Below are 21,846 nucleotides of genomic sequence, written 5' to 3' on the forward strand. Positions count from 1 at the left end.
CCCTGCTGCCCCGCCCCAGCGTCTGACGACGCCTGGCTGCCTACTCGCCGCCTACTCGCACGAGTTGTTATTCGCACCACCCCGGCGCAGGCCGCGCTGCCCACCCCGGTCAGCGCCGCCACGGCCCGCTCCTACCTGGCCTCCATGCCCGTGACGACCGAGCACTCCCGCACTGGCTACAGCCGCGACCTGTTCCTCCACCGGATCACCATCACCGGCACCTGCAACACCCGCGAGACCGTCCTCAAGCGCGACGGCTCGAACGTCGTCACCGACTCCTGCACGAGCTGCGTACCGCCAGGCTGTAGATGAGATGCCGGGAGAGGTGTCGATGTCAGCCCCGCCTTCTACTGGGACGGCAGACCAGCGGCCGGTCACCAGGCGACCGGCCGCGCCTCTACGCTGCCATCCGTGCCCTCGTATGCGAAAGACCTGCGCTGTATCGCCATGGCCGAGGCCATTGTGCCCCTGCTGCGCCGCTGCTGCCCGGAGGGCGCCGGCGGATACGGCGGCTCGTACCAGGTGAACCTGGACGACGAAGAGGCCGTCGGGATGGGCGGGGTGGAGCTGATCCGCGCCGCGGTGCGCAAGGCCGCCCGGCAGCTCGGCTGGAAGGTCAACACTCTCGGAATGATCGGCACCCGGCACGGCACCATCGTCACGGTTCCGGACCTGCGCGAGGTTCCCGAAGAGTACGCGGCCGTGGTCAACGACGACATGAACGAGCGGATGGGGGCCGCCCGTGCACAAGGTGTGGGGCGAGCCGGGCGAGGCGCCCGTCCAGCGCAACACGGTCGCCCTGCATACCCAGGAGTTCCGCGCCGCCGTCGCCGCGTTGAACGACCAGGCCCTGTCGTTCGGATCAGCCCGGCCGTGAGGTGCGGCGCCTCTCGACCGCCCTGACCCCGCGACGCCGGGATGATCCAGCCGAGAGGGCCTAGCCCAGATGCCGGGCCACCGCCTCCTCGATCCCCGCCGTGTCCGCACCCTCCGCCGCCCAGGCCACGTATCCGTCGGGCCGTACCAGGACGGTCGTCCGGCGGTCGCCCGCCCAGCGCTCCACGGTCAGCCACCCCTCACGGACACCGGGGCCTTCGTACGTCCCGGGCGTGATCAGCACGAACCGGCCGCCGCGCAGCGCCTCGTAGAGCCGGCCGTCCTTCAGGGCGACGTCGGAGACGCGGGTGCCGGTGAGGCGGTGGGCGCCGCGGGGGGCGGGGTAGGCGTAGCCGATCCCGGTGATCTGACCCAGGGCCTTGCGCTGGACGGGCGGGGCCATGTCGACGAACGCGGAGACAAGGGCGCGGGCGGCACGCAGCAGCGGATTCCGCGCGCGGGCCAGCCGGACCAGTCCGCCACTGCTGCGCAGCACCGCCCTGCCGACCGGGTGGCGCTCGGCCTCGTAGCTGTCGAGGAGCCCTTCGGGCGCCCGGCCCTGGACGGCCGCGGCGAGCTTCCAGCTCAGGTTGGCGGCGTCCTGGAGGCCGGTGTTCATGCCCTGCCCGCCGGCCGGGGAGTGGATATGCGCGGCGTCCCCGGCGAGGAAGACCCGCCCGACCCGGTAGTGCGGTGCCTGGCGCTCGTCACTGTGGAAACGGGAGAGCCAGCGGGCCTCGTGCATGCCGTAGTCGGCGCCCAGGGCACGGCGGGTGATCTCCTTGACCTCGTCGAGGTCGAGCGGGGCGTCGTCGGAGACCTCGTTGCGGCGGTTCCAGCCCATGACCCGGTACCAGCCGTCGCCGAAGGAGGCGATCATCGCGAAGGCGTCGCCGCGGCCGTTGACGGTGAGGACGCCCTCGGGCTTCTCGGCCAGCCGGACATCGGCCAGGATCAGCGACTTGATGACGGAGACACCGGGGAAGTCCAGGCCGATCGCCTCCCGCACGGCGCTCCGGTGACCGTCGGCGCCGACGACATAGGCCGCCCGGCGGGTGACGACCGCCCCGTCCGCGCCGCGCACGTCGAGGTCGACCCGCTCGTCGTCCTGCCGCAGCCCCACGACCTCGCTCTCGTACGCGAACTCGACCCCAGCCTCCCGGGCCCGCCGCTCCAGGAGCCGCTCGACCTCGTACTGCGGGGTGATGAGCAGGAACGGGAAACGCGAGGGCAGCGTGCTCAGATCGAGGGAGAGGCGGCGGAAGAGCCGCAGGCCGGTGATGGTGTCGCCGGTGGTGAGGAGTTCGTCGGCGAGGCCGCGGGCGTCGAGCTGCTCCAGGGTGCGGGCGTGCACCCCGAAGGCGCGTGACAGGTTGCTGATCTTGCGCGGCCGCTTCTCGACGAGGGTCACGGTGACGCCGGCTGTGGCGAGGTCACCGGCGAGGAGGAGACCGGTGGGGCCGGAGCCGACGACGATCACGGTGCGGTGGGTGGCGGTGCCGTTCATGGTGGCCTCCTGTTGCCAACGCTTGCTTGCCATCGCCTATCGCCAACAAATGTTGGCCAACGCTCGTTGACGAAAATAGCGAGAGGCTAAGAAAGATGTCAACAGTCGTTGGCAAACAACTGTTGGCGAACGCTTGTTGACCAACGCACGTTGGCCTACGCTTGTTGGCATGAACGGCAGCGACAGCACCTCCACGGTTCCCGGCTCCGGCGCCCCCCGCCGCTCCGACGCCACCCGCGGCGCGATCCTCGCGGCGGCCCGCGAGCGCTTCGCGACCGACGGCTACGAGCGAGCCACCATCCGCGCCATCGCCAAGGACGCGAACATCGATCCGTCGATGGTGATGCGGTACTACCGCAACAAGGAGGGCCTCTTCGCGGCGGCCGTCGCCATCGACCTGCGGCTGCCGGACGTGAGCGGGGCGGACCGCCGGCGGGACGCGGGGCGGATCCTCGTCGAGCACTTCCTCGACATGTGGGAGAACAACGAGGTCCTCACCGCCCTGCTGCGGGTCGGCGTGACCAACCAGGCCGGGGCGGAGCGCATGCAGGGCATCCTGCGGGACCAGCTGCTGCCGGTCGCCCGGCAGGTGTGCCCCGACCCCGAGCAGGTCCCGGCACGGGCGGCACTCATGGCGTCGCAGCTGCTGGGGCTGGCGCTCACGCGGTACGTGCTGCGGATGCCGCCGGCGGTGGGGCTGGCGCGGGCGGAGATCGTGGCATGGCTGGCACCGACGATCCAGCGGTACCTGACCGCGCCGAGTCCCTGAGGCCTGCCGAGCACTCGTATCCGCCGGGCCACGGGACCGGTAGGGCGCTGGAAGGCCGCCCCGTACATGAGACCCGCCGGGCGCCGAGAAATCCGGGCCCAGGAGGCCAGCCGAGCGCCGAGAACCCGCCGAGCCCCTGACACGCCTAGGCGGTCTCGTTGGATCATCGGCCGGGCCAGAGGAAGATGCCTGCGATGTGGAGTCCGGCCAGGTAGATGGTGGCGGTCTTCTCGTAGCGGGTGGCGATGCCTCGCCACTGCTTCAGGCGGTTGATGCACCGCTCGACGGTGTTGCGCTGCTTGTATGCCTCCCGGTCGAAGGCCGGTGGCCGGCCGCCTTGGCTGCCCCGTCGCAGCCGGTGTCCGCGCTGGTCAGCAGGGACGGGGATCACTGCCCGGATGCCGCGCTTGCGCAGGTGCTCGCGGATCGCGCGGGAAGAGTACGCCTTATCCGCCAGAACCACGTCCGGTCTGGTGCGTGGCCGTCCTCGGCGGCGGGGAACCCGCAGGGGCCATGACGTCCGTGAAGGCAGGTGCGTCGCCGACCTGGCCTGCGGTCAGGACGAACGCGAGAGGCCGGCAGCGGTCGTCGGCAGCAAGGTGGATCTTTGTGGTCAGTCCGCCCCGGGACCGGCCGATGGCATGGTCGTCCGGTTCGCCGGCCGGGGCCCCTTTTTGCGGGCCCCGGCCGCGTGCTGGTGAGCCCGCACGATCGTGGAGTCCACCGAGACCGCCGAGTTGAGGTCTTCCTCCGCGTCGGCCTGGGCCATCAGCGCGGTGAATACCCGCTCCCAGGTCCCGTCGACGGCCCACATCCGCAGCCGGTTGTAGACCCCTCGCCAGTTGCCGTACTTCTCCGGCAGATGGACCCACTGGGTACCGGTCTGGAACTTGTAGGCGATCGTGTCGATCACCTCACGATGGTCCCGCCAGCGGCCACCCCGTTTCGGCGTCCGGTCCGGGAGTAAGGGCTCAATCCGCGCCCACTGCGCATCAGTCAACGGCACACCCGGACCAGCGACCGACTGATCCAAACGAAACTGCCTAGGTGCGTTGGCCGACCGCGCCAAGGGCATGACCGCGGACCTGCTCGCCCCGGCCGGCGACGGAGTGTGCGACCACTTCATCAACAACTACCTCGCCGCCCTGAAGCGGAACCTCACCTGACACCCTGCAGGCGATGCGCCGGTCCGGTGTCAGCGGTCGGCTCCGTGGGTGGCCGATGACAGAGGCGGTGTCCAGGCGGGGTGTCGCCCTCGTGTGGTGTTACACCCGTCACGGGAAACGGTGGTTTCTAAGGGAGCCGTCCCCAGCGATGAAGCAACGGCCGAATGTTGACCTACCGTCATGGGAATTTCACTGTCTGAGGTCTACTCGCATAGATGCCTTCGGGTCAGGATGAGCGCGCCCCCCGCGCTCTCGTCTCAGCCCAGGAGTCGATGCCCCATGCGCACACCTGCTCGCCGCGGCGTGGTCGCCGCCCTGGTGGCGGCCGCCACTGCCGCGCTGACCGTCCTCGGCACCGCCCCAGCGCAGGCCGCACTGCCCACACCGGTCAGTGCTGCCACGGCCCGCTCCTACCTAGCCTCGATGCCGGCCACGTCCGAGCACTCCCGCACCGGCTACAGCCGCGACTTCAAGAGCGGGAAGACGCTCCGGACCACACCATCGCCGAACGACTACATCCTGTACTCCACCACCGTCCAGAAGAATCAAGACGGTGTCTGGCAGGTGGTCAACGTCTCCACCCAGCCGGGCAGGTGCAAGCCGTGAAGTTACCCCGAATCGGCCTGGTGCTCATCGCTTCTGCCGCCCTCCTTGCCGCGCCCACCCCTGCCTACGCCGGGTGGCAGCAAGGCGAGGCACAAGGAGACGCCGAGGGGGACGGCACTCTCATGGCGGGCGCAACCCAGACGCAAATCGAGGTCACCCAATCCGGTGGCTCCGGATCCACGGGCCTCACGCCCACCCACGCCACCTGGACACCTCCGGTGTGCTGGTACGAGCCCGTGGCCACACCGGAGCAGCTGAAATCGGCTGTGAAGAAGATGAACCCCCAGACGGACACCATCCCTGTCTCCCCGAGCGTCGGGTGGGGAGAGGAATGGATGAAGGAACGCTACGGGCGAAAGTCGCAATATTCGAAGTACGACGACTACGCCACCGAGCATCAGGGGGAGGGCAAGTGGTACCGGGGGGTGGTCAATCCCAACCGTCGGGATGAGGCACCGTGGGATGCGTGCAGTCGGGACATGATCTTCGCGCTGGACAGGGAGAAGCCGCCAGCCCAGGAGATGGTCACCCCAGAGGTTCTGGCAGGGTACGCCTATGACGAGGTGCGCATACCTGACACCGACGTAGAGATGAGCCCGGACGGTCGACAGGTCGTCAATCTGCCTACATGGGTGTGGTCGGACGGCCCCCGGTTCAAGCCCGGCAAGGTGACCGCTCGCCTGCCCGGTACCGGCCTGTGGGCAACCACGACTGCGAAGCCCGTCAGTCTGCACCTTGACCCCGGCACGGAAAACGCCAAGGTCTACCCCACCGGGGGCGACTGCCCGATCCGAGATGACGGCAGCATCGGCACCCCCTACAACGCGTCCAGAGCGAAGCAGGATCCGCCGTGCGGCCTGACCTACCTGCGGGCTACTGGGCATGACGGTCCGTACGAGTTCAAGGCCACCGTCCGGTGGGAGATCTCTTGGAATGGATCCGGAGGCGCCGGTGGGAAGTTGCCGGACGGCACGTTTGGCACCGCCACGAACCTCACGGTGCGCGAGGTCCAGGCCGTCAACCGCTAGGCGGTTTTGGTGAAGTTCGCTGCTGATTCTTGGATGCCGGTCGGTTTGGCGGGTCAGCGCTTGGTCCGTGGCGGTCCAGATCGCTTCGAGGCTGGGCTGCGGGGTGGCAGGTAGAACACCTCCACCACGATCCCTTGTGCCTCCGCCCAAGCCCCCGCCGGTGTTGAGGAGCGGGGGCGGGGTGGAGCCTGGGTTACGGGGAGGGGAGGCGTCAGCGTGCCGTTCGGCGCGCCGTGTTCTCTCGCCACTCCCGGCCGATCGATCGCATCAGGGCCGGGTACACCCCCAGGTACCGGAAGGGTTTGATGCCGAGCATGTACAGAGAGCCGAAGCGGCCGTTGGGCTTCACCAGGACGGCCATCTGGCCGCGGTAGCCGCCGTTCCCGTCGGGGACCCAGCCGACGTGCATCACCCCGTGCATGGTCTTGTTGGCGTACTCGGCGGCCCACTCGTCGTGTGTCTGGAAGACCGATGTGAAGGGCGCCGCGCTGAGGTCGGGCCCCCGCGGCCCCTCGCGCAGGTCGTCCGGCAGCCGGTCGCGCAGCGACGCCACCCGGCCGCCGACGCCCGAGTCCGGCCTGTCCCAGCCGAGCAGCGCGCCGAGCTTCCAGCGCACCGCGAAAAGGAAGCGGCCCACGGGGTTGCCGCCGTCCGGACCGCCTTTGCCGTCCGCCATCTGCTGGACCAAGTGGTGCAGGTCGTCCGGGCCGCCCGGTGTCGGCAGCGCCCACAGGTCCTCGAGCCGGAAGTCGCCGGCGATCTCGTGGATCCGCCAAGGGCGGGACGTGTGTTCGGTTGAGGGAAGGCGCAGATCGCTCATGGCAGACCCCTGTCTATGCGGTGGCGTATGGATCGAGCGTAAACCCAGCTATACGGCTCCGTATACTTGGCCGGGACATGTGAGGGGAGACACAGCATGGGCGCGATCCGTACGCCGCGGGACAAGTGGATCGAGGAGGGGCTGCGGGCGCTCGCCGCCAGCGGCCCCGAGGCTGTCCGGGTCGAGGTCCTCGCCCAGGTGCTCGGCGTCAGCAAAGGGCGGTTTCTACGGCTACTTCCGCAACCGCGCCGCCCTGCTGGAGGAGATGCTCGACACCTGGGAGCGCGGGGTCACCGAGGATGCCATCGAGCGGATCGAGCGCGACGGGGGCGACGCACGCGAGCGGCTCGGGCGTCTCTTCGACTTCGTGGGGTCGGGCGAGACGCCCGTGACCAGCGCCGGGGTCGAGCTCGCGATCCGCGACTGGGCCCGGCGCGACGAAGGCGTCGCGCGTTGCCTCCGCCGGGCCGACAACCGGCGCATGGACTATCTGCGCGAGCTCTACGGGGCCTTCTGTCCCGACGAGGGCGATGTCGAGGCCCGCTGCCTGATCACCTTCTCACTGCGCATCGGGGACCACCTCATCGCAGCCGACAACGGCCCGCGCAGCCGCACGGAAGTCCTCGCCGCGGTTAGTACCTGTGTCTGAACCTCAGCGATACCCCGTTGCCTCTTACTCGTGTTGACCTTGCCGTAGCGTCAACGTTTCTACTGGTGCCATGCGGATCGGAGAGTTGGCCGCGCTTGTCGGGGTCTCCACACGAGCGGTGCGCCATTACCACCACCACGGAGTGTTGCCCGAGCCAGCGCGGAAGCCGAATGGCTATCGCGAGTACGGGCTACGAGATGCCGTTCGCCTGGCCCGTGTGCGGCGTCTGACGGAGCTGGGACTCAGCTTGGATGAGGTGCGTGATGTGCTCGCCGACGACACGGGGCGTGACCTGTACGAGATTCTCGCCGACCTGGATGCAGATCTGCAGCGGCAGGAGGAAGACATCCGTGCCCGCCGTGCCAGGCTGGCCGTGCTGTTGCGGCAGGCGCAGGAGGCCGGGCTGCCGGTCGACGGACCGCTGTCACCCGAGCTCACCGACCTGTTCGCCCAGATGACCCGTGTTTCCGCCATGCTGCCGGGACCGGAGCCTGCGATGGCCGCGCAGGATCGTGAGGTGCTGGCGCTGCTGGAGACAGCAGCACCGCCTGGGGCCCGGGAAAGCGTGCTGGCGTTGGTGCGGGCAGCCGCGTCAGAGCCGGATGCGGTTCGGCGGGCTTACGCAGCGTACGCGCTGCTGGACGACCTGGCTGACACGCTCCCCGACGATCCACGCGTGGAACAGGCGGCACAGGCTGTGGCCAGTTGCGTGCCGGATGAGGTGGCTGCGGCACTGACCTCAGCGACCAGTGATCCCAGCCCTGAAGTGCCCGGTGCCGCCGCCTTCGGCGAGGTGTTGTTCGCCGATTTCGCGCCCGCGCAGGCGGAGGCGATTCGCAGAGCAATGGAACTGCTCGCCGCGCGGGCGGAGTTGCTGCGATGAGGTCCAGGCCCTGCTTGGTGATGCGCAAGGTTCTGCGAGTGGTGGCATACGCAGCGGTGCCGGCCGAGTTGGTGGTGCTCGGCTGCTTGGTCGGCGGGGCACATGTTCCGGCGGGCGTCGTCGCTGTCACCGAGGCCATGGTGGCGTGCCTCCTGGTAGCCGAAGCGGTGGCGGTCGGGGGGCTGTACCGGCGGGCCCGCCGCGAGGGGGGCGGACGCTCGGCGGCGGTGCGCGAAGCCATGCGGACGGCTGTTCCGCCTCTGGTGCGGCGGCTGATTGTGCATGAGGCACGGGCCGTGGCCAGCCTCGCACTGTGGCTGGCCCGGCGGCGGGACGGCGTGCGGAGAAGCGATCATGCGGCTGACTACGCTGCCGCTCAGGCATCGACGATGTTCCTGCTGGTCTTCGCCGCGCTGATCGAGACAGCTGTGCTCGCCGTGCTGATCCCCTGGCCGGCAGTCCATCTGCTGTTGCTCCTCCTTGACGGGTACGGGGTGTTGTTCGTCGTGGCCTTGCACGCGTCATGCGTGGTGCGGCCACACGTCATCCGTGCGGATGGCTCGCTGCGTGTGCGGTACGGCGCCCTGTTTGATCTTTATGTCCCGGCGGACTTGGTCGCCGCTGCCCGTGTCGATCGGCGGTATCCGGAAGGCCGCATCATCGTCGTCGACGGTGACGGAAGACTCGACGTTGCCGTTGGTGGTCTCACGTCCGTGACCGTGGAATTGACCAGGCCGATCACCGTCGTACGTCCCCTGGGAAGACGCGCAAAGGCGCGGGTGCTCCACTTCCATGCCGACGATCCACGGGCAGCAGTTGCCGCGATCACCCAGGGCACCGCGCGACAGGTGCCTGAGCCGGATTCCCCAGGCTGATCAGGCTGCCGATGCGAGCGGTGACTCCACCGTCGGCTGTGCTGAGCGGTGGGCGGGGCGCCGGGTGAGGCGGCGGGTCATGAGGGTGATCGCCGTCCAGGTGATCAAAGCCTCGGAGTGCTGCGGCAGCCTTTCACAGTCCCGGCAGTTGCGTCGGGCCCGCATGATCCACGACAGCGAGCGTTCCACTACCCACCTGCGGGGAAGGACGATGAAGCCGGGCTGTCCCGGGGGCCGGGCGACAACGTTGATCGTGAGGTTCAGGTGCTTCTTCGCCCAGTCGACCAGCTGGCCGGAGTAGGCCGAGTCCGCCCAGACGACCCTGATCTCCGGGTGCATCAGCATGAGCCGGAACAGCACCTCCTTCGCCGCATCCCGGTCCGGAAGGTCAGCCGGAGTGACCAGCACCAGCAGCGGGGTGCCCCGGGTGTCGACCACGAGGTGCCGCTTTCTTCCATTGACCTTCTTTGCCGCGTCGTAGCCGCGCGAGTCCCTCCCGACGGTCTCGGCGGCCTTCACACTTTGGGAATCGACCACGGTGCCACCGCGTTAGGAGTCTTGCCGGAGGCCAGGCGGACACGGCGGCGGAGCTGGTCACGGATGATCCCAAGCACGTCGGCCGCCGCCCACCTCGCGAAGAATCCATAGATCGTGCGCCAGGGCGGGAAATATTTCGAATCAGTACTCGTCGGTGATGCCACCTATTACACGTGAGAGCGACTCTGCACAGGGTTCCCAGCTCGCCAGATTCCGCGTTCGGGAGATTCCGCAGGAACGGGCAAGAGGCCCAACGCGCCGTCAGGCGCGGCCGCGCACCCAGTGCCAACCGATGAAGGTGTGCCGCAAGTTCACCTCCAGCCGGCACGAGGCCGTGCAGTCGCCATTCAGCTGCACGGCGGAGTCGTGGGTGTTGGCGTACCAGCTACCCGTGGGGTAGAAGATCCCGCGGTAGCCGAACTCCGCGTGGGCGGCGGCGCGGGCCCCGGGGTACCCGGTCTGGCTCGTGGGCCTCTGTCAGTTGCACAGCTAGTGCGCCGGATTGCCCCGCGCACACGGGGCGTTGAACGCGCACGGAAACTGGGCAACCCTCCTGACTGTCCAGTCCACGTGTTAACCCGGGCCACGTCGCGCCCGACCACCATGAATAGGAGACCGGATGGCCGAGGCATGCGACATCGAGGTCGTCGTCTTCGACGTCCTCGGAACGATGGTCGACGAGTCAGGCGGACTTCGAGCGGCCATTCGCGACGCGGTGCCCGCGTCCGACGATGCGTCTGTCGACCAGCTGCTCACCGTGTGGCGAGAGCATGTCGAGCACGAGCAGCAACGCATCGAGGGAGAAAGCCGGGCATACGCCAACACCGAGATCATCGACCGCGAGGCAGCTCAACGCGTAGCCGACTGTGCCGGGCTCACCGACCCGGTGGCCATCGAGCGATTGGCTACCGCGGGTCAGCGCCTAAAACCCTGGGACGACTCCCTCGCCGGACTCACGCGCCTCGCGCGGCGATTTCCTGTACTGGGGCTCTCCAATGCCAGTCGCGCGACTCTGCTCCGACTCAACGCATACGCCGGGCTGCGCTGGCACCAAGCCTTGTCCGCCGAAGATGCCCAGGCCTACAAGCCCGCACCGGAGGTCTACCAGCTCGCGGTCGACGCGGCGGGATGTCCATCAGAGCGCGTGTTGATGGTCGCCGCCCACGCCTGGGACCTTCGCGGAGCTCAGGCGGTGGGAATGCGGACCGCCTACGTTCAGCGACCAGTCGGGGATCCTCCGAAGAGGACCGACACCTTCAATTGGCGGTCAGACAGCCTGGATGAGTTGGTCGCGGCGCTGACGGCGACGTAGAAGCGCCGATCCGATGAATGATCCCCGCGTCCAGGGGGTGGACGTCGACGGCCCATCGCAGGTTCCTGATCTGGTCGAGGGCTGGAGTCTGGGGCCGGCTCCACGAGGAGATCCTGCACCGGCTCGACGATGCGGGCCTCCTCGATCTCTCCCGAGCGGTCCTCGACTCCGCCCACGTCCGCGCTAAAAAAGGGGCGAACTCACAGGTCCGAGCCCCGTGGACCGGGGCAAGCCAGGCTCCAAGATGCATGTCCTGTCGGACGCGAACGGGCTGCCCCTCGTTGTCGGAGTCTCGGCCGCCGACACCCACGACAGCCAGGCATTGAAGCCCATGGTGCTCGGTCACCAATCGAGACACGACCCCTACCGTGGGTGTCACTTCAAGCCCCAGCGTCTGTATGCCGACAAGACACCCCATGCAGCTATTGGTCAAGCAGCTGCTGCGACCGGCGGTAGCGCCGGTTGAGCGAAGGCAATCGTTTCATCGAGGTCGAGGGCAGACGGGTAGACAAGCACACGAAGCTCCTGGCAGCACGGGCGATCTTGGTCGTGAACCCGTCTACCAGGAGCTTCATCGCGTGCGCAGGCCAACCGGCAGACTCATCAACCAGGTTGGCAGTCGACTTCATCGTTGCGGGCTCTGTATAGGCTGGTGCACGTGGATGTGACGGGGTGTCTTGGGTGCGACCTTCTGGCCGGGCGTCGGGAGTTGCCCGGAGGCGTCCTGCACGAAACCGCTGCTTGGGTGGTGAACCACGTCGTCGGTCCAATGAATCTCGGCACCTTGATCGTCGGTCCGCGGGAGCACGTCGTGGCCATCGCGGAGCTCGAGGACACGGCAGCGGCGGAACTCGGCCCCTTGCTGCGCGATACCGCTCGTGTCGTGGAGACGTTGTGCCGGCCTGAGCAGACCTACGTGTGCATGTGGTCGCATGGCCGCGACGCGCGCAAGCACCTGCACATCGCGGTCCAGCCGGTGACCGCGGAAGTGCGGGCCCGCCACGGCGGGCTGCGCTCCGAGCAACTCCAGGCCCAGATGCTGGCGGAAGGTGACGAGCCGGACATCACGGATGTCGAACGGTTCTGCGAGCGGGCTCGCGAGCTGTTCCGAGCGATCGCCGACAACAGCGTCGAAGACCGCAGCTGATCACCGTGCCGGGGCGACGTCACGGGCGTAGTCGGACGAGCACATGCAAGGAAGTAGTGCAGTCTCCTCCATCACGCACCCTCAACGTGAGGTTGGAAAAGGCTCAAGACGCCAGACACCCTCGGGGCTGCGCATCCACCCGTGTCGTATACGTGAACGGGCTCCTGGGGATCCCAAGCCGACGTATCACGAGATCACGACGACCGACCTGTCCCCGCTCACCACGGCCGCGGGCCGCTGGTCGGGATGGCGAAGGAGTTCCACAAGCAGAGATCCGCCAACAAGCAGGATGTACAGGGCATCTCCATGGGCCAGACCTGGACGGGGCTGAGCGCGTACTCCGCCAACCGGCGCTTCACCATCACGCTCAAGGAATTCCAGAACGCCCAGGTCGGGGCCAAAGCGCTGACCCCTCATAGGCTGATTCCATGGGACTCATCGACAAGCTGACCGGAACCAAACGCCCCGCCGCCGGCGTCGCGCCAGACTCAGCCGAGGAGGTGCGGACAGCCCTGCTCAAACTCAACCGGCCCGATGTGCCGTACGTCATCCGCGACGACGACGCGGATGACGCCGACCTGGTGGCGGAGTGGCGGATGACGGAGCCCGCCTGGCAGACCTTCTTCATCGAGTCCCAGCTGACTCGCGCCGTCCGGATCCGGATGCGCCTGGCCCAGGAGGACCATGAGGTCCGCGCCCTCGAGGAGCAGTGGGAGGTCACCCGAGTCGGGAATCCGCCGAGGCTTGCCATTTCGTCGGAGTACTCGCGCGGGCCGGACAGGACCGTCTCCCGCCACTGGACGATCGAACGCGGGGACAGCGGCCGCCTCGAAGCGACGGAGATTTTCCGCTTCGACGGCGCGGAGCTGCGAAGCCCCCTGCGGAACGCCGTCCTCAAGTCAGGCTGGACCTGGCGCGGAGTGGCTTTCGGCAAGCTGTGAGGCCAGCGGGACCCCCTGACTCGCCGCCTCGGCGCGAGGATGGGACTCATCGACAGGCTGACCGGCACGCAGCACCCTGAAGTCGGCGTCAGACGTCGGGCTGCCCACTGAACGAATAGGTGCGCAGTCCGGTCGACATCGCTGCGCAGAAAAGAGTTCAATCCCCAGGTCAGGAGCTACTGAACGTGAATGCGTGATGTCGGCTTGTTGCGGTCAGCTGTCCATGGTCAGGCCGGTGCCTGCGAGGCAGCTTCGCTGCATACGGCACGGCAGCTAAGGATGAAGGCGTCGACGGCGTCGTCAACCAGTTGGGTGCGGGGCCAGGCGACACCGATCTGGCTGGGACTGACGCCCGTCAAGGGCCGGTAGACGACGTCCGGGCGCTGGTAGAAGCGGGCGGTCGCTTCGGGGGTGAGGCTGATGCCCTGGCCGTGGGCGATCGCGTTGAGCCATTCATCGGGGTGGTGCGCGACCGCGCCGATACGCACCGGGTGGCCCTGGGGCTCATCGGTCGCGAGCCAGTAGTCGCGCCACGCTCCCGACTCGGCGGGAGTCGCCACGAACGGTTCGTCATACAGATCCTGGAACCGGATCCGGTCCTCCCGCGCGAGGTGATGCCCCGCAGGCAGGGCGATCCAGCGTGGCTCGGTCAGCAGCACCTCGACGTCGAAGTCGCTCTGCGCGGGCACTGGCAGGCGCAGCAGCGCCACGTCGACCTCGCCGGTGGCCAGCCCGGCGGTGGGGTCGGTCCATTCGGTCTGCCGCATCTGGACCCGCCAGCCGGGCCGGCGCCGGGCGAAGTCGGCGATGATCAGTTGGGTGCGCTCATGGGCGGCGCTGGCGACGAAGCCGACCCGTAGGGTGCATGCGGCCCGGCTCGTCCGGCCAGCGGGTGGCGGCCAGACGAGCGTGCAGCTCATCGAGTTGCGCCTGCGGGATGTCTATGCGGGAAGAGCGGATGCCGTCTGTCGTGTTCGCCATGGCTGTGACGCTATGGCTTGCTTAGGTCAGCTCCGGTCCTAACCTCCGGGCAGTCTGGAGGCGTGCTGGAGACCTCCGGGCGGCTGCTGGAGCTGCTCTCCCTGCTGCAGACCCACCGCGACTGGTCCGGCGCCGAGCTCGCCGAACGCCTCGATGTCAGCCGGCGCACCCTGCGCCGTGATGTGGAGCGGCTGGGCGAGCTCGGCTACCCGGTGCACGCCACCCAGGGCGCCGCCGGCTACCGGCTCGGCGCCGGGGCCGAGCTGCCACCGCTGCTGCTCGACGACGACGAGGCCATCGCTGTCGTGGTCGGCCTGCGCACCGCGGCCGGTGGCTCGGTCGCCGGGATCGAGGAGGCCTCGCTGCGCGCACTGACCAAGCTGGAGCAGGTGCTGCCGTCCCGGCTGCGGCACCGGGTGAACACCCTGCACACCGCTACCGTCCGGGCCGGCGCGGCCCCGGCTCCCAAGGTCTGCGCCCAGACCCTCATGGCCATCGCCGAGCGTGCCGCCGACGCGAGCGGCTGCGCTTCGACTACACCAGCCCCGGCCACGGCCACAGCATCCGCTCGGTCGAGCCGCACAGCCTGGTCAGCTTCGGCCGCCACTGGTACCTGGTCGCCTGGGACAACGACCGCACCGACTGGCGCACCTTCCGCGTCGACCGGCTCACCCCACGCACCCCGACCGGCCCGCGGTTCAGCCCCCGCGAACTCCCGACGGCGACGTGGCCACCTATCTGGCCTACCAACTGTCGTCGCGGACCTGGCCCTTCCCGGCCACCATCACCCTGCACGAGCCCGCCGCAGCGGTCGCCGACCGCATCTGGCCCGGCATGGGCGTCATCGAACCCGTCGACGACCACGACTGCCTGCTGCACCTGGGCGCCGACACCCCCCGCGACCTCGCCTGGTGATCACCTCGGTCGACGCCGATTTCACCCTCACCCACGCCCCTCCCGAACTCGCCGACGCCCTGCACACCCAAGCCACCCGCTGCCTGAACGTCGTACGCGGGGTATAGAGGCCCGTTTCCTGCAGGTGCCGGGCTCAAGAACATCGTCCGGCCTCCCGCACACCTACCGCTGCACCTACGCCTGCGCCTGGGTCCAGGTGAAGTACCACTACGGCCTCTCGGTCAACTCCACCGAGAAGAGTGCCCTGTTCTTCGTCCTCAACGGCTGCTGACAGCCCCCGGTACGAAGGGAAGAGCACACGGCGGGCCCCGTGGAACGACGGGGCCCGCCGCGCGCCGGCGGCCGGGCGCTGGACGGACCGGCGGCCGATCAGGCGAGAAACGCCTGACGCAGTTCCTTGGCGCAGCCGGGCTGGCGTGAGACGCACGGTGCGGGCCAGCGCTGGGTACCGAACGTCCGCCCCTCTGCTGTCGGTCCTCAGCCGTACCGTCGGAGGCGAGGACGAGGAGGGAAGCGTGGGACGCAGACCATCACCGGACCGCGCGGCACCAGGCACACCTGGCAGAGAAGGACTTGGACGCCATCGCTGACCCCGGCCAGCGCGCCGGCGTCAACGCCATGCTCGCGGTGACGCACGCCTTGTTGGCGACCGCAGAGGACGTACGCGGCACCAGCCAGCCGATGCTGGAGCTGCAGGAGGTCATCCGCTCCGGAAGGTGATCCGGCACCCGCGGAGGGCCCGGCGACTTGCCGGGCCCTCCGCGTCCTCCGGTTCCGCTCTGGCTGCCGTGCCGTCAGGTCTCGCAGTGGCCGGATACGCCGGTGGTGTCCGAACCGGGGGAGAGGCGCAAACAGCCACCGGCCACACCCCTCTGACATCGTCACGGGGGTAGGGGCCAAGGCGGCCGGGGCGCTGTATGTCCGCATACAAGCGCGCCCTGACCCCAGCCTCGCCGGGCACGCGCCGCACAGGGCCGACACCGGAGGTCGCCCCACCGCCGGTCCAGCTCGGCCATCGCCGCGAGCGCGGTCGCCTCGTCGGCGGCGGTGATGTCCAGGACCATCAGGCCCGGTTCGCAGAGGTGCTGCTCGTGAATACGGTCCATGCCCCGCCCGACGCTTCGGGTGCCGGTCGCGGTTCGCTGCTGAGCGCCACATCACTCGCTCGGATGCACCGTGCCGGGACCGACTCCATCATCGCTCGAGCTGGCCACTCTCCTCGTCGAGGAGTGCCTGCCGAGGTGGAAGGGACCGAGCCTGTCACCGACACGAGCTATGCCCATCAGCAGCTCTGGGGTCCCGCGAGGCGGCTGTACAGCTTGGAGACGACGCTGGCCTCCCCGCAGGGTTGGCGCCGTGTGCGTGCACACGGCGCTACGCCCGCACAGAGCTTGGGCCCCATTCAGAACCGTATCGATGCCTCGTGGAGCCCTTTGGCTTGCTCAAATCACTTCGTTGCTCTGCTCGTTCATGCCGTGGCGTGATGTTCCCAGATGATGATGTCGGCCGCGCGCAGCAGGCTCAGTGGCCGGCCGTCGGGGGTGCGGAGGGGCGAGGCGAGTTCCTCAAGCCATTCTTGGTTGGCGCGCAGATCTGCCTGCAACAGAGGCCACAAGCGCCTGGGAGTGTCCCGGTAAGGCCCATAGGGTGGCGCCTGCCCGGTGTAGAAGCGGTACACGGTTCTGTCGAAGATCGGAACCAGATGAGGCCGCTTGCGATGAAGGATCTTCGTCACCGACACAGCCTTGAACCCTGGCACGCCGTGCCCGCCTGCTTCGCCCGACGCGATCAGCGCCTGATCGACCAGTGCCCACGCGCCCTCACCAGCGCGGAGGTCAGCCTCCAGAAAGGTCGCGGAACGCCCGGCAGCCGAATCCAGCACGGCCTGCATCGCCTGAAGCACCAGCGCGCCCGGCCCGTCCGGACGGAACAGCGGCACCACCTGCCGGTACCCGATGGGCACGCTCAACAGGGCCGGCGCCAGACAGTCCAGGGGAGTGAGGACGTAGGGGTCGCCTTGCCGGTCGTATGTGGCAAAGGCCCTTTCTCCCGAGAGGTCGGTGTAGGTCAGCAGGTGCTGCGCCGCACAGGAACGTAAGTCAGCGATGCTTCTTCTCGGCTCGGTCACCGGGTGAGGCTAGGGCGGCACCATGGTTGCCGGCCACTCCGCGGGCAACAACACACCCGACGGCGAAGCCGTGATCGAGGGACTGGGCCATGGGCCAGCTGGAGCCGTCCGTACCGCAGCGGCCGCTGTCATTGGACTGCGCGGTGGTTGTGACCAGGGCACGCGCATCGGCCCCCACCCGCCGACGTTCATGCCCGCCTTCACCGCACCCTCCGGCACCGAATCGGCGTACGGCGCCAGTTGGGTGCTGCCGGTGGCTCCATACGCTGTCGGAGCACTGGTGAAGCCACAGGCAGCCAGGATCATCGCTGCGCTCGCGATAACCCGTAAGGACAATCGCTTCCGTATTTTCATGGTCCTCCTTGCCGTCGGTCCGGCCGTCACGGTGTGCGTCGGCCGGTTTTCGATCGCCTGGAGCACACGAGTCATGCAGACGCGCGCATGACATTGAGGAAATCTTGTGGTGCGTTCGGCGGTCAACTGAAATCGGGGTAACGAACCTGGTCTGCGTCATAGTTGGCACTACTGCACCGCAGGCCAGCCCCGCCCACTCAGCCGCCCCCTGCTCACTGTCGACGCCGGAATGGCGCATTCGCCCTCGTCGTAGTGAGGAACGTTCTCGGTGAAACGCTGGATCTTTCCTCCGGAACGTTGCACTCCTTCGATGAAGCCAACCTCTGCTAACGCCTCGATGACCTGGTCAAAGGCGAACTGATTCACATCCAGCTGCTCAGCAGCCACAGCGCGCAGGGCCTGCGCATCGTCGATCAGCTCGTGGTCCCGGATCAAGGCGGCCAGGCTCCCGGCCATCCCGATCAGCTGGGTGTCCGCCAGGCGGGTTAAGGGCGTGCAGATCTTTGACTCGTCTTTTTGACCTTGGTTTGGGTGGGGTCGGAAGCGAGGAATGTCGCGACGTCGGCTGGTGCGCGGAAGCGGGCGGTGGAGGCGTTCATGTGGTGGCCGTGTGCTTCCAGGAGGGGGCGGACTTCCTGGTTCGCGCGGCTGATGGTCATGGCGGTGACACCGAAGAGTTGGCCGAGGAGGTCTATAGTGGCGAGTTTGCGCAGGTGGAGCACGGTGGCCAGGATCCGGTCAGCTGGTGCGAGCTTGGCTTTGGCGCCTGTGCCAGGGGCTACCAGGCGCTCGTGACCGCGACGGGTGCGGAGAGTCTGCTCGCGCTGTAGCTCCAGCTCGGGAATCAGTGAGCCTTTTTCAAGCTCACGCTGATGCGGCGAGGTGGAGGGTGGGGACGGCTTTGACCAGGTCGGTGATGCGGGTGGTACTGCAGCGGAGCTTGCGCAACGGCGGCCAGGTCTTGAGGGTGGCCATGGCCTGCTCGCCGACGGCGCGGATCTTCGCGTGGGAGACGTTGACGGCTCGCTGGCCTGCGGAGAGCTTGTTCCAGCGGCCGCAGTAGGGCGCTCGGAATTCCGATCGCTTTTGCTATTGGGGCTGGTGTGTTCCGGGGGTGTGTCCGAAGGTGCGGCGGAAGACGTCGATGAACGCGCTGGCGGACGACCAGCCGCACGCGTGGGCCACGGTGGTCACCTTGGTGTTGTCGGCCAGCAGGGCCAGGGCGTGGTAGAGGCGCAGTTGGGTGCGCCACTGCGGGAAGGTCATGCCGAGGTCGGTTTTGAAGAGGCGGGACAGGGTGCGGTCGCTTGCGCCGACCTGTTTGCCCAGTGTGGCCAGGGTGCGGTGGTCAGCCGGGTTGGTGTGCAGGATCTCGCACAGCGCCTTGAGCGGCGGGGCGGTGGGAGCGGGCAGGTACAGGGGCAGCTGGGGTGAGACTCGTAACTGGTCGAGCAGGACGGCTCGTAGTCGGCGGCGTTCGGGGCTGCCGTCGTGCGGGGTGCGGGTGTAGGCGAGGATCAATTCACGCAGGAGGGGGCCGACGGTCAGTACGGTCGGCTCGTCCAGGCCATGCGGGTTGTCGGTCGCAGGCAGTCCGATCAGGTGCAATTGGAGTCGGCCATGGGCCTGGTGGGCGTGCACGGTGCCGGCCGGTACCCAGATGGCGCGGGTGGCCGGCGCGATCCACGAGCCCGCGTCGGTGGTGATGGCCAGCACTCCGCGGCTGGCGTAGACGATCTGGTGGTCGTCGTGGCGGTGGGCGTCGATGGCGGCTCCGGGCGCCAGCCACTGAGCGCGCGTCGGTGCGACGGGCTCATGGCGGATGTTCTTCATTGTTTGGCGGTTTATCGGAAGCACGACAAGATGCTTAGCGGTGAGCATGGCGATGTGCCAAGGAACAAATCGATCATTCTGATGTCGGTTGGGCATGCTTGCGTGGACGTTTACCAGGGTGCTGTCGCGTCGCTCATCCCGTTCTTCGTCGCCGAGCGCGCCTACACGTACGCCGCGGCCTCGGGCATCGTGCTCGCCGCGTCCCTGCTGTCCTCCGTGGCCCAACCTCTGTTCGGTGCACTCACCGACCGGTGGGCGCTGCTCTGGCTGTTGCCCGTGAGCACGATCCTGGGTGGGCTGGGGATCGCTCTGAGCGGCCTCAGTGGTTCCTACGCGCTGACGCTGGCGTTCGTGGCGGTGTCCGGGATCGGGGTCGCCGCCTATCACCCCGAGTCGGCTCGCGTCGCACGGCTCGCCAGCCAGGGGAGTCACAGCATGATGGGCTGGTTCTCCCTCGGTGGCAATATCGGTTTCGCCGTCGCGCCCCTCATGGTCACCGCCGTCATCGCCACCGGCGGCCTGCGCCTCTCGCCGCTGCTCGTGGTGCCGGCCCTCGTCGGCAGCGCGCTGTGCCTGCCCGTCCTGCGCGCGCTGGACAACCCAACACATGCCGGTTCCAGCGCCGCGGCCCCGACGGAGACCGACGACAAGCTCTCGTTCGTGAAGCTATCGCTGGCAGTGGTCTGCCGGTCGATCGCGTTCATCGGCCTGAGCACGTTCATCTCGTTCTACGCCCAGCAGCGCACGGGAGGCGGCACGGCAGCGGGCACCGCGGCGCTGTTCGTGCTCTACCTTGGCGGCGCGGTGGGTTCTGTGCTGGGCGGCAGCCTGGCCGACCGCTGGGGCCGGATCACCGTGGTGCGCGGGTCGTACCTGATCACGGTCGCCGCCGTCGCGGGCGTCGTGTTCGTCCCCGGTCCGGCGATCTACTTGTTCGTGGCACTGACCTCCGTCGGCCTCTACGTCCCGTTCTCGCTGCAGGTCACCCTCGGCCAGGACTACCTTCCCACGCGCGTCGGCACCGCCAGCGGGATCACGCTCGGGCTGACCGTCAGCATCGGCGGCCTCGTCAGCCCCCTCATCGGCAGCGTCGCCGACGCCACCTCCCTGCGGACCGCCCTGACCCCACTGATCCTGATGCCCGCCCTGAGCTGGCTGTTGTTCCGCACACTGCCCGAACCCACCGCGCCGAAGCCCGTGGCAGCGGCGCAGCAGACCGGAGACAACACGGATGGCGAGCCATCTCCCGCCCAGCGCAATCACCGCTGACCGACCCGCAAGTTCCCCGGCAGGCCGGTCATGGAAGGCCGAAGACGTGAACGGCTCATCAAGCACGTCGCTGCAGGACGCGTGCCCGCTGAGGGACTGGGGGCTGCCTGGCCCCGCTGCGGCAGCCTTCGTGGCATCTGCCAGGCACTCGACGTCCGAAGGCGAAGTTGAGTACTGCCGATGCACCTGTGACGCGCTAGTGATCCTCTACAAGGGTGAACTGGCGGCCTTCGCCGGAACTCGCCGGGTCTACTGCGCCTTGAGGGCGGTCGACTGTTCGACATGACGAAACTCCTGTAGACGGGCTGTCAATCATGATCAACCGTGTCGGCCAGGAGCTTCAGGTGCTTGTCTACCCGTCCGCGATCGATCTGTCCAACGCCTCGGTGCAGTTGCTCACGCGGGAGTTGGCCGCACGCAGGCGTCGGATCGGCACCCGGTGGCGGCGGCTGCCCGCCGGTCGGCAGGCCCTGCTGGCGCTGGCGCATCTGCGGTGCGGCGACACCTATGCCCGACTCGCTGCGGCCTTCGGCATCGGGATCGCCACCGTCTACCGCTACATCTCCGAGGCCACCGAGGTCCTGGCCTCGCTCGCTCCGACCCTGACCCAGGCCATCACCACGGCGTCGGCCAAGGCGTTCGTGATCCTGGACGGCACGCTGCTGCCCATCGACCGGGTAGCCGCCGACCGGCCGTACTACTCCGGGAAGTACAGGAGGCACGGGATGAACGTGCAGGTCCTCGCCGACCCCTTCGGCCGGCTGCTGTGGGCCTCGCCGACCCTGCCCGGCGCGGTTCACGACATCCGTGCGGCCCGCATCCACGGCATCGTCGACGCTCTGGCCAAGGCCGCGATCTGCTGCTGGGCGGACAAGGGCTACCAGGGCGCAGGCGGCACGGTCCGAGTGCCCTACCGCGGCCGCTGGAACAAGCTCTCCGCAGGCCAGCGAGCCGTCAACGTCTCCCACGCGAAGATCCGCGCCGTCGGCGAGCAGGCCATGGCCACCCTCAAGACCTGGCGGCTGTTGCGCAAGCTCCGCTGCAGTACCACCCGCATCACCGACCTGGTCAAAGCCGTCCTCGCCCTCCACCTCGCGGAATCAGTGTGAGGTTGGAAAAGGCTCAGTGCTCGTGGCCCGAACGACTGACGCAATCGTCGGCATCCTGGCTCTGGTGTTGTTGCCCTTGTCGTCCGGCTTGCGGGCTCGCGTCGATGGTGTGGTCGTTGACGGTGGTGCGTGAGGCCAGGG

At 68.4% G+C, this 21,846-nt stretch carries 22 protein-coding genes and 8 pseudogenes; 19 read left to right on the forward strand and 11 right to left on the reverse strand.

Annotated elements, in window-relative coordinates; translation table 11 throughout:
- Positions 1-36 precede the first annotated feature (36 nt).
- Positions 37-279: pseudogene (locus ACTWP8_RS35485) on the forward strand (hypothetical protein); the annotation flags it as partial.
- A gap of 132 nt (positions 280-411) precedes the next feature.
- The gene (locus ACTWP8_RS35490) at positions 412-903 is read left to right on the forward strand and encodes a hypothetical protein (protein ID WP_443326193.1); all 492 of its coding nucleotides are present in this window, start codon (positions 412-414) and stop codon (positions 901-903) included.
- A 34-nt stretch (positions 904-937) separates the two neighbouring features.
- Here the strand turns inward: ACTWP8_RS35490 and ACTWP8_RS35495 are convergent, their stop codons facing one another.
- The gene (locus ACTWP8_RS35495) at positions 938-2,383 is read right to left on the reverse strand and encodes an FAD-dependent monooxygenase (RefSeq protein WP_443326194.1); all 1,446 of its coding nucleotides are present in this window, start codon (positions 2,381-2,383) and stop codon (positions 938-940) included.
- A 169-nt stretch (positions 2,384-2,552) separates the two neighbouring features.
- Here ACTWP8_RS35495 and ACTWP8_RS35500 point away from each other — a divergent pair, with 169 nt between their 5' ends.
- Positions 2,553-3,152, forward strand: a complete 600-nt coding sequence (locus tag ACTWP8_RS35500) for a TetR/AcrR family transcriptional regulator (protein WP_443326195.1) — start codon at positions 2,553-2,555, stop codon at positions 3,150-3,152.
- A 163-nt stretch (positions 3,153-3,315) separates the two neighbouring features.
- Here ACTWP8_RS35500 and ACTWP8_RS35505 read toward each other — a convergent pair.
- Positions 3,316-4,227 (reverse strand): annotated as a pseudogene (locus ACTWP8_RS35505) (IS5 family transposase).
- A 370-nt stretch (positions 4,228-4,597) separates the two neighbouring features.
- Here ACTWP8_RS35505 and ACTWP8_RS35510 point away from each other — a divergent pair.
- Both ACTWP8_RS35510 and ACTWP8_RS35515 read left to right on the forward strand, forming a co-directional pair.
- The gene (locus ACTWP8_RS35510; protein WP_443326196.1) at positions 4,598-4,924 is read left to right on the forward strand and encodes a hypothetical protein; all 327 of its coding nucleotides are present in this window, start codon (positions 4,598-4,600) and stop codon (positions 4,922-4,924) included.
- The gene (locus ACTWP8_RS35515; RefSeq protein ID WP_443326197.1) at positions 4,921-5,952 is read left to right on the forward strand and encodes a hypothetical protein; all 1,032 of its coding nucleotides are present in this window, start codon (positions 4,921-4,923) and stop codon (positions 5,950-5,952) included. The genes ACTWP8_RS35510 and ACTWP8_RS35515 overlap by 4 nt, the downstream gene beginning before the upstream one ends.
- A gap of 211 nt (positions 5,953-6,163) precedes the next feature.
- Here ACTWP8_RS35515 and ACTWP8_RS35520 read toward each other — a convergent pair whose 3' ends face one another.
- Entirely contained in the window at positions 6,164-6,772 is a 609-nt protein-coding gene (locus ACTWP8_RS35520) for a DUF2867 domain-containing protein (RefSeq protein ID WP_443326198.1), read from the reverse strand.
- A gap of 96 nt (positions 6,773-6,868) precedes the next feature.
- Here ACTWP8_RS35520 and ACTWP8_RS35525 point away from each other — a divergent pair.
- The 3 genes and pseudogenes from ACTWP8_RS35525 (at position 6,869) to ACTWP8_RS35535 (ending at position 9,179) form a co-directional block, all read left to right on the forward strand.
- A pseudogene (locus ACTWP8_RS35525) lies at positions 6,869-7,421 on the forward strand (TetR/AcrR family transcriptional regulator).
- A gap of 70 nt (positions 7,422-7,491) precedes the next feature.
- Positions 7,492-8,304 carry a MerR family transcriptional regulator gene (locus ACTWP8_RS35530; RefSeq protein ID WP_443326199.1) on the forward strand — a complete coding sequence of 271 codons (813 nt, stop codon included), beginning with the start codon at positions 7,492-7,494 and terminating at the stop codon, positions 8,302-8,304.
- Between the two features lie 20 nt (positions 8,305-8,324).
- Positions 8,325-9,179, forward strand: a complete 855-nt coding sequence (locus ACTWP8_RS35535; protein ID WP_443326213.1) for a hypothetical protein — start codon at positions 8,325-8,327, stop codon at positions 9,177-9,179.
- Between the two features lie 3 nt (positions 9,180-9,182).
- Here the strand turns inward: ACTWP8_RS35535 and ACTWP8_RS35540 are convergent.
- A pseudogene (locus ACTWP8_RS35540) lies at positions 9,183-9,847 on the reverse strand (IS5 family transposase); the annotation flags it as partial.
- Positions 9,848-10,335: 488 nt separating this feature from the next.
- On the opposite strand from ACTWP8_RS35540, the gene ACTWP8_RS35545 reads away from it, so the two are divergent.
- The 5 genes and pseudogenes from ACTWP8_RS35545 (at position 10,336) to ACTWP8_RS35565 (ending at position 13,116) form a co-directional block, all read left to right on the forward strand.
- A complete protein-coding gene (locus ACTWP8_RS35545; protein WP_443326200.1) occupies positions 10,336-11,028 on the forward strand; it encodes a haloacid dehalogenase type II in 693 nt (230 codons plus the stop codon).
- A 44-nt stretch (positions 11,029-11,072) separates the two neighbouring features.
- Positions 11,073-11,437: pseudogene (locus tag ACTWP8_RS35550) on the forward strand (transposase); the annotation flags it as partial.
- Between the two features lie 249 nt (positions 11,438-11,686).
- Positions 11,687-12,175, forward strand: a complete 489-nt coding sequence (locus tag ACTWP8_RS35555; protein ID WP_443326201.1) for an HIT family protein — start codon at positions 11,687-11,689, stop codon at positions 12,173-12,175.
- Between the two features lie 246 nt (positions 12,176-12,421).
- Positions 12,422-12,625, forward strand: a complete 204-nt coding sequence (locus ACTWP8_RS35560) for a hypothetical protein (protein ID WP_443326202.1) — start codon at positions 12,422-12,424, stop codon at positions 12,623-12,625.
- Positions 12,604-13,116, forward strand: a complete 513-nt coding sequence (locus ACTWP8_RS35565; RefSeq protein ID WP_443326203.1) for a hypothetical protein — start codon at positions 12,604-12,606, stop codon at positions 13,114-13,116. Before ACTWP8_RS35560 ends, ACTWP8_RS35565 begins: the two co-directional genes overlap by 22 nt.
- Before the next feature lie 227 nt (positions 13,117-13,343).
- Here ACTWP8_RS35565 and ACTWP8_RS35570 read toward each other — a convergent pair whose 3' ends face one another.
- On the reverse strand, positions 13,344-14,036 hold the full coding sequence (locus tag ACTWP8_RS35570; RefSeq protein ID WP_443326204.1) for a LysR family substrate-binding domain-containing protein: 693 nt from the start codon (positions 14,034-14,036) through the stop codon (positions 13,344-13,346).
- A 123-nt stretch (positions 14,037-14,159) separates the two neighbouring features.
- Here ACTWP8_RS35570 and ACTWP8_RS35575 point away from each other — a divergent pair.
- From ACTWP8_RS35575 to ACTWP8_RS35585, 3 genes and pseudogenes are all read left to right on the forward strand, one after another.
- Positions 14,160-15,119: pseudogene (locus ACTWP8_RS35575) on the forward strand (helix-turn-helix transcriptional regulator).
- A gap of 17 nt (positions 15,120-15,136) precedes the next feature.
- On the forward strand, positions 15,137-15,283 hold the full coding sequence (locus tag ACTWP8_RS35580) for a hypothetical protein (protein WP_443326205.1): 147 nt from the start codon (positions 15,137-15,139) through the stop codon (positions 15,281-15,283).
- A 302-nt stretch (positions 15,284-15,585) separates the two neighbouring features.
- Entirely contained in the window at positions 15,586-15,732 is a 147-nt protein-coding gene (locus ACTWP8_RS35585; RefSeq protein ID WP_443326206.1) for a hypothetical protein, read from the forward strand.
- A gap of 161 nt (positions 15,733-15,893) precedes the next feature.
- Here ACTWP8_RS35585 and ACTWP8_RS35590 read toward each other — a convergent pair whose 3' ends face one another.
- Together ACTWP8_RS35590 and ACTWP8_RS35595 are read right to left on the reverse strand one after the other, a co-directional pair.
- Positions 15,894-16,118: a DUF6207 family protein gene (locus ACTWP8_RS35590; RefSeq protein WP_443326207.1), complete on the reverse strand. Its 225-nt coding sequence runs from the start codon at positions 16,116-16,118 to the stop codon at positions 15,894-15,896.
- A gap of 362 nt (positions 16,119-16,480) precedes the next feature.
- Positions 16,481-17,140: a DUF6308 family protein gene (locus ACTWP8_RS35595; protein ID WP_443326208.1), complete on the reverse strand. Its 660-nt coding sequence runs from the start codon at positions 17,138-17,140 to the stop codon at positions 16,481-16,483.
- Between the two features lie 22 nt (positions 17,141-17,162).
- On the opposite strand from ACTWP8_RS35595, the gene ACTWP8_RS35600 reads away from it, so the two are divergent.
- Positions 17,163-17,585: a hypothetical protein gene (locus tag ACTWP8_RS35600; protein WP_443326209.1), complete on the forward strand. Its 423-nt coding sequence runs from the start codon at positions 17,163-17,165 to the stop codon at positions 17,583-17,585.
- Between the two features lie 77 nt (positions 17,586-17,662).
- Here ACTWP8_RS35600 and ACTWP8_RS35605 read toward each other — a convergent pair whose 3' ends face one another.
- The 4 genes and pseudogenes from ACTWP8_RS35605 to ACTWP8_RS35620 form a co-directional block, all read right to left on the reverse strand.
- Entirely contained in the window at positions 17,663-17,950 is a 288-nt protein-coding gene (locus ACTWP8_RS35605) for a hypothetical protein (protein WP_443326210.1), read from the reverse strand.
- 29 nt (positions 17,951-17,979) lie between these two features.
- A pseudogene (locus tag ACTWP8_RS35610) lies at positions 17,980-18,342 on the reverse strand (transposase family protein); the annotation flags it as partial.
- Between the two features lie 16 nt (positions 18,343-18,358).
- Positions 18,359-18,565 (reverse strand): annotated as a pseudogene (locus ACTWP8_RS35615) (IS5/IS1182 family transposase); the annotation flags it as partial.
- 18 nt (positions 18,566-18,583) lie between these two features.
- Entirely contained in the window at positions 18,584-19,327 is a 744-nt protein-coding gene (locus ACTWP8_RS35620) for an AraC family transcriptional regulator (RefSeq protein ID WP_443326211.1), read from the reverse strand.
- A gap of 54 nt (positions 19,328-19,381) precedes the next feature.
- Here ACTWP8_RS35620 and ACTWP8_RS35625 point away from each other — a divergent pair, with 54 nt between their 5' ends.
- Both ACTWP8_RS35625 and ACTWP8_RS35630 read left to right on the forward strand, forming a co-directional pair.
- On the forward strand, positions 19,382-20,596 hold the full coding sequence (locus ACTWP8_RS35625; protein ID WP_443326214.1) for an MFS transporter: 1,215 nt from the start codon (positions 19,382-19,384) through the stop codon (positions 20,594-20,596).
- Positions 20,597-20,940: 344 nt separating this feature from the next.
- Positions 20,941-21,705: a transposase family protein gene (locus tag ACTWP8_RS35630; RefSeq protein ID WP_443326215.1), complete on the forward strand. Its 765-nt coding sequence runs from the start codon at positions 20,941-20,943 to the stop codon at positions 21,703-21,705.
- Positions 21,706-21,846: the final 141 nt, after the last annotated feature.

The organism is Streptomyces sp. 7N604 (assembly GCF_052245475.1).
Taxonomy (GTDB): domain Bacteria; phylum Actinomycetota; class Actinomycetes; order Streptomycetales; family Streptomycetaceae; genus Streptomyces.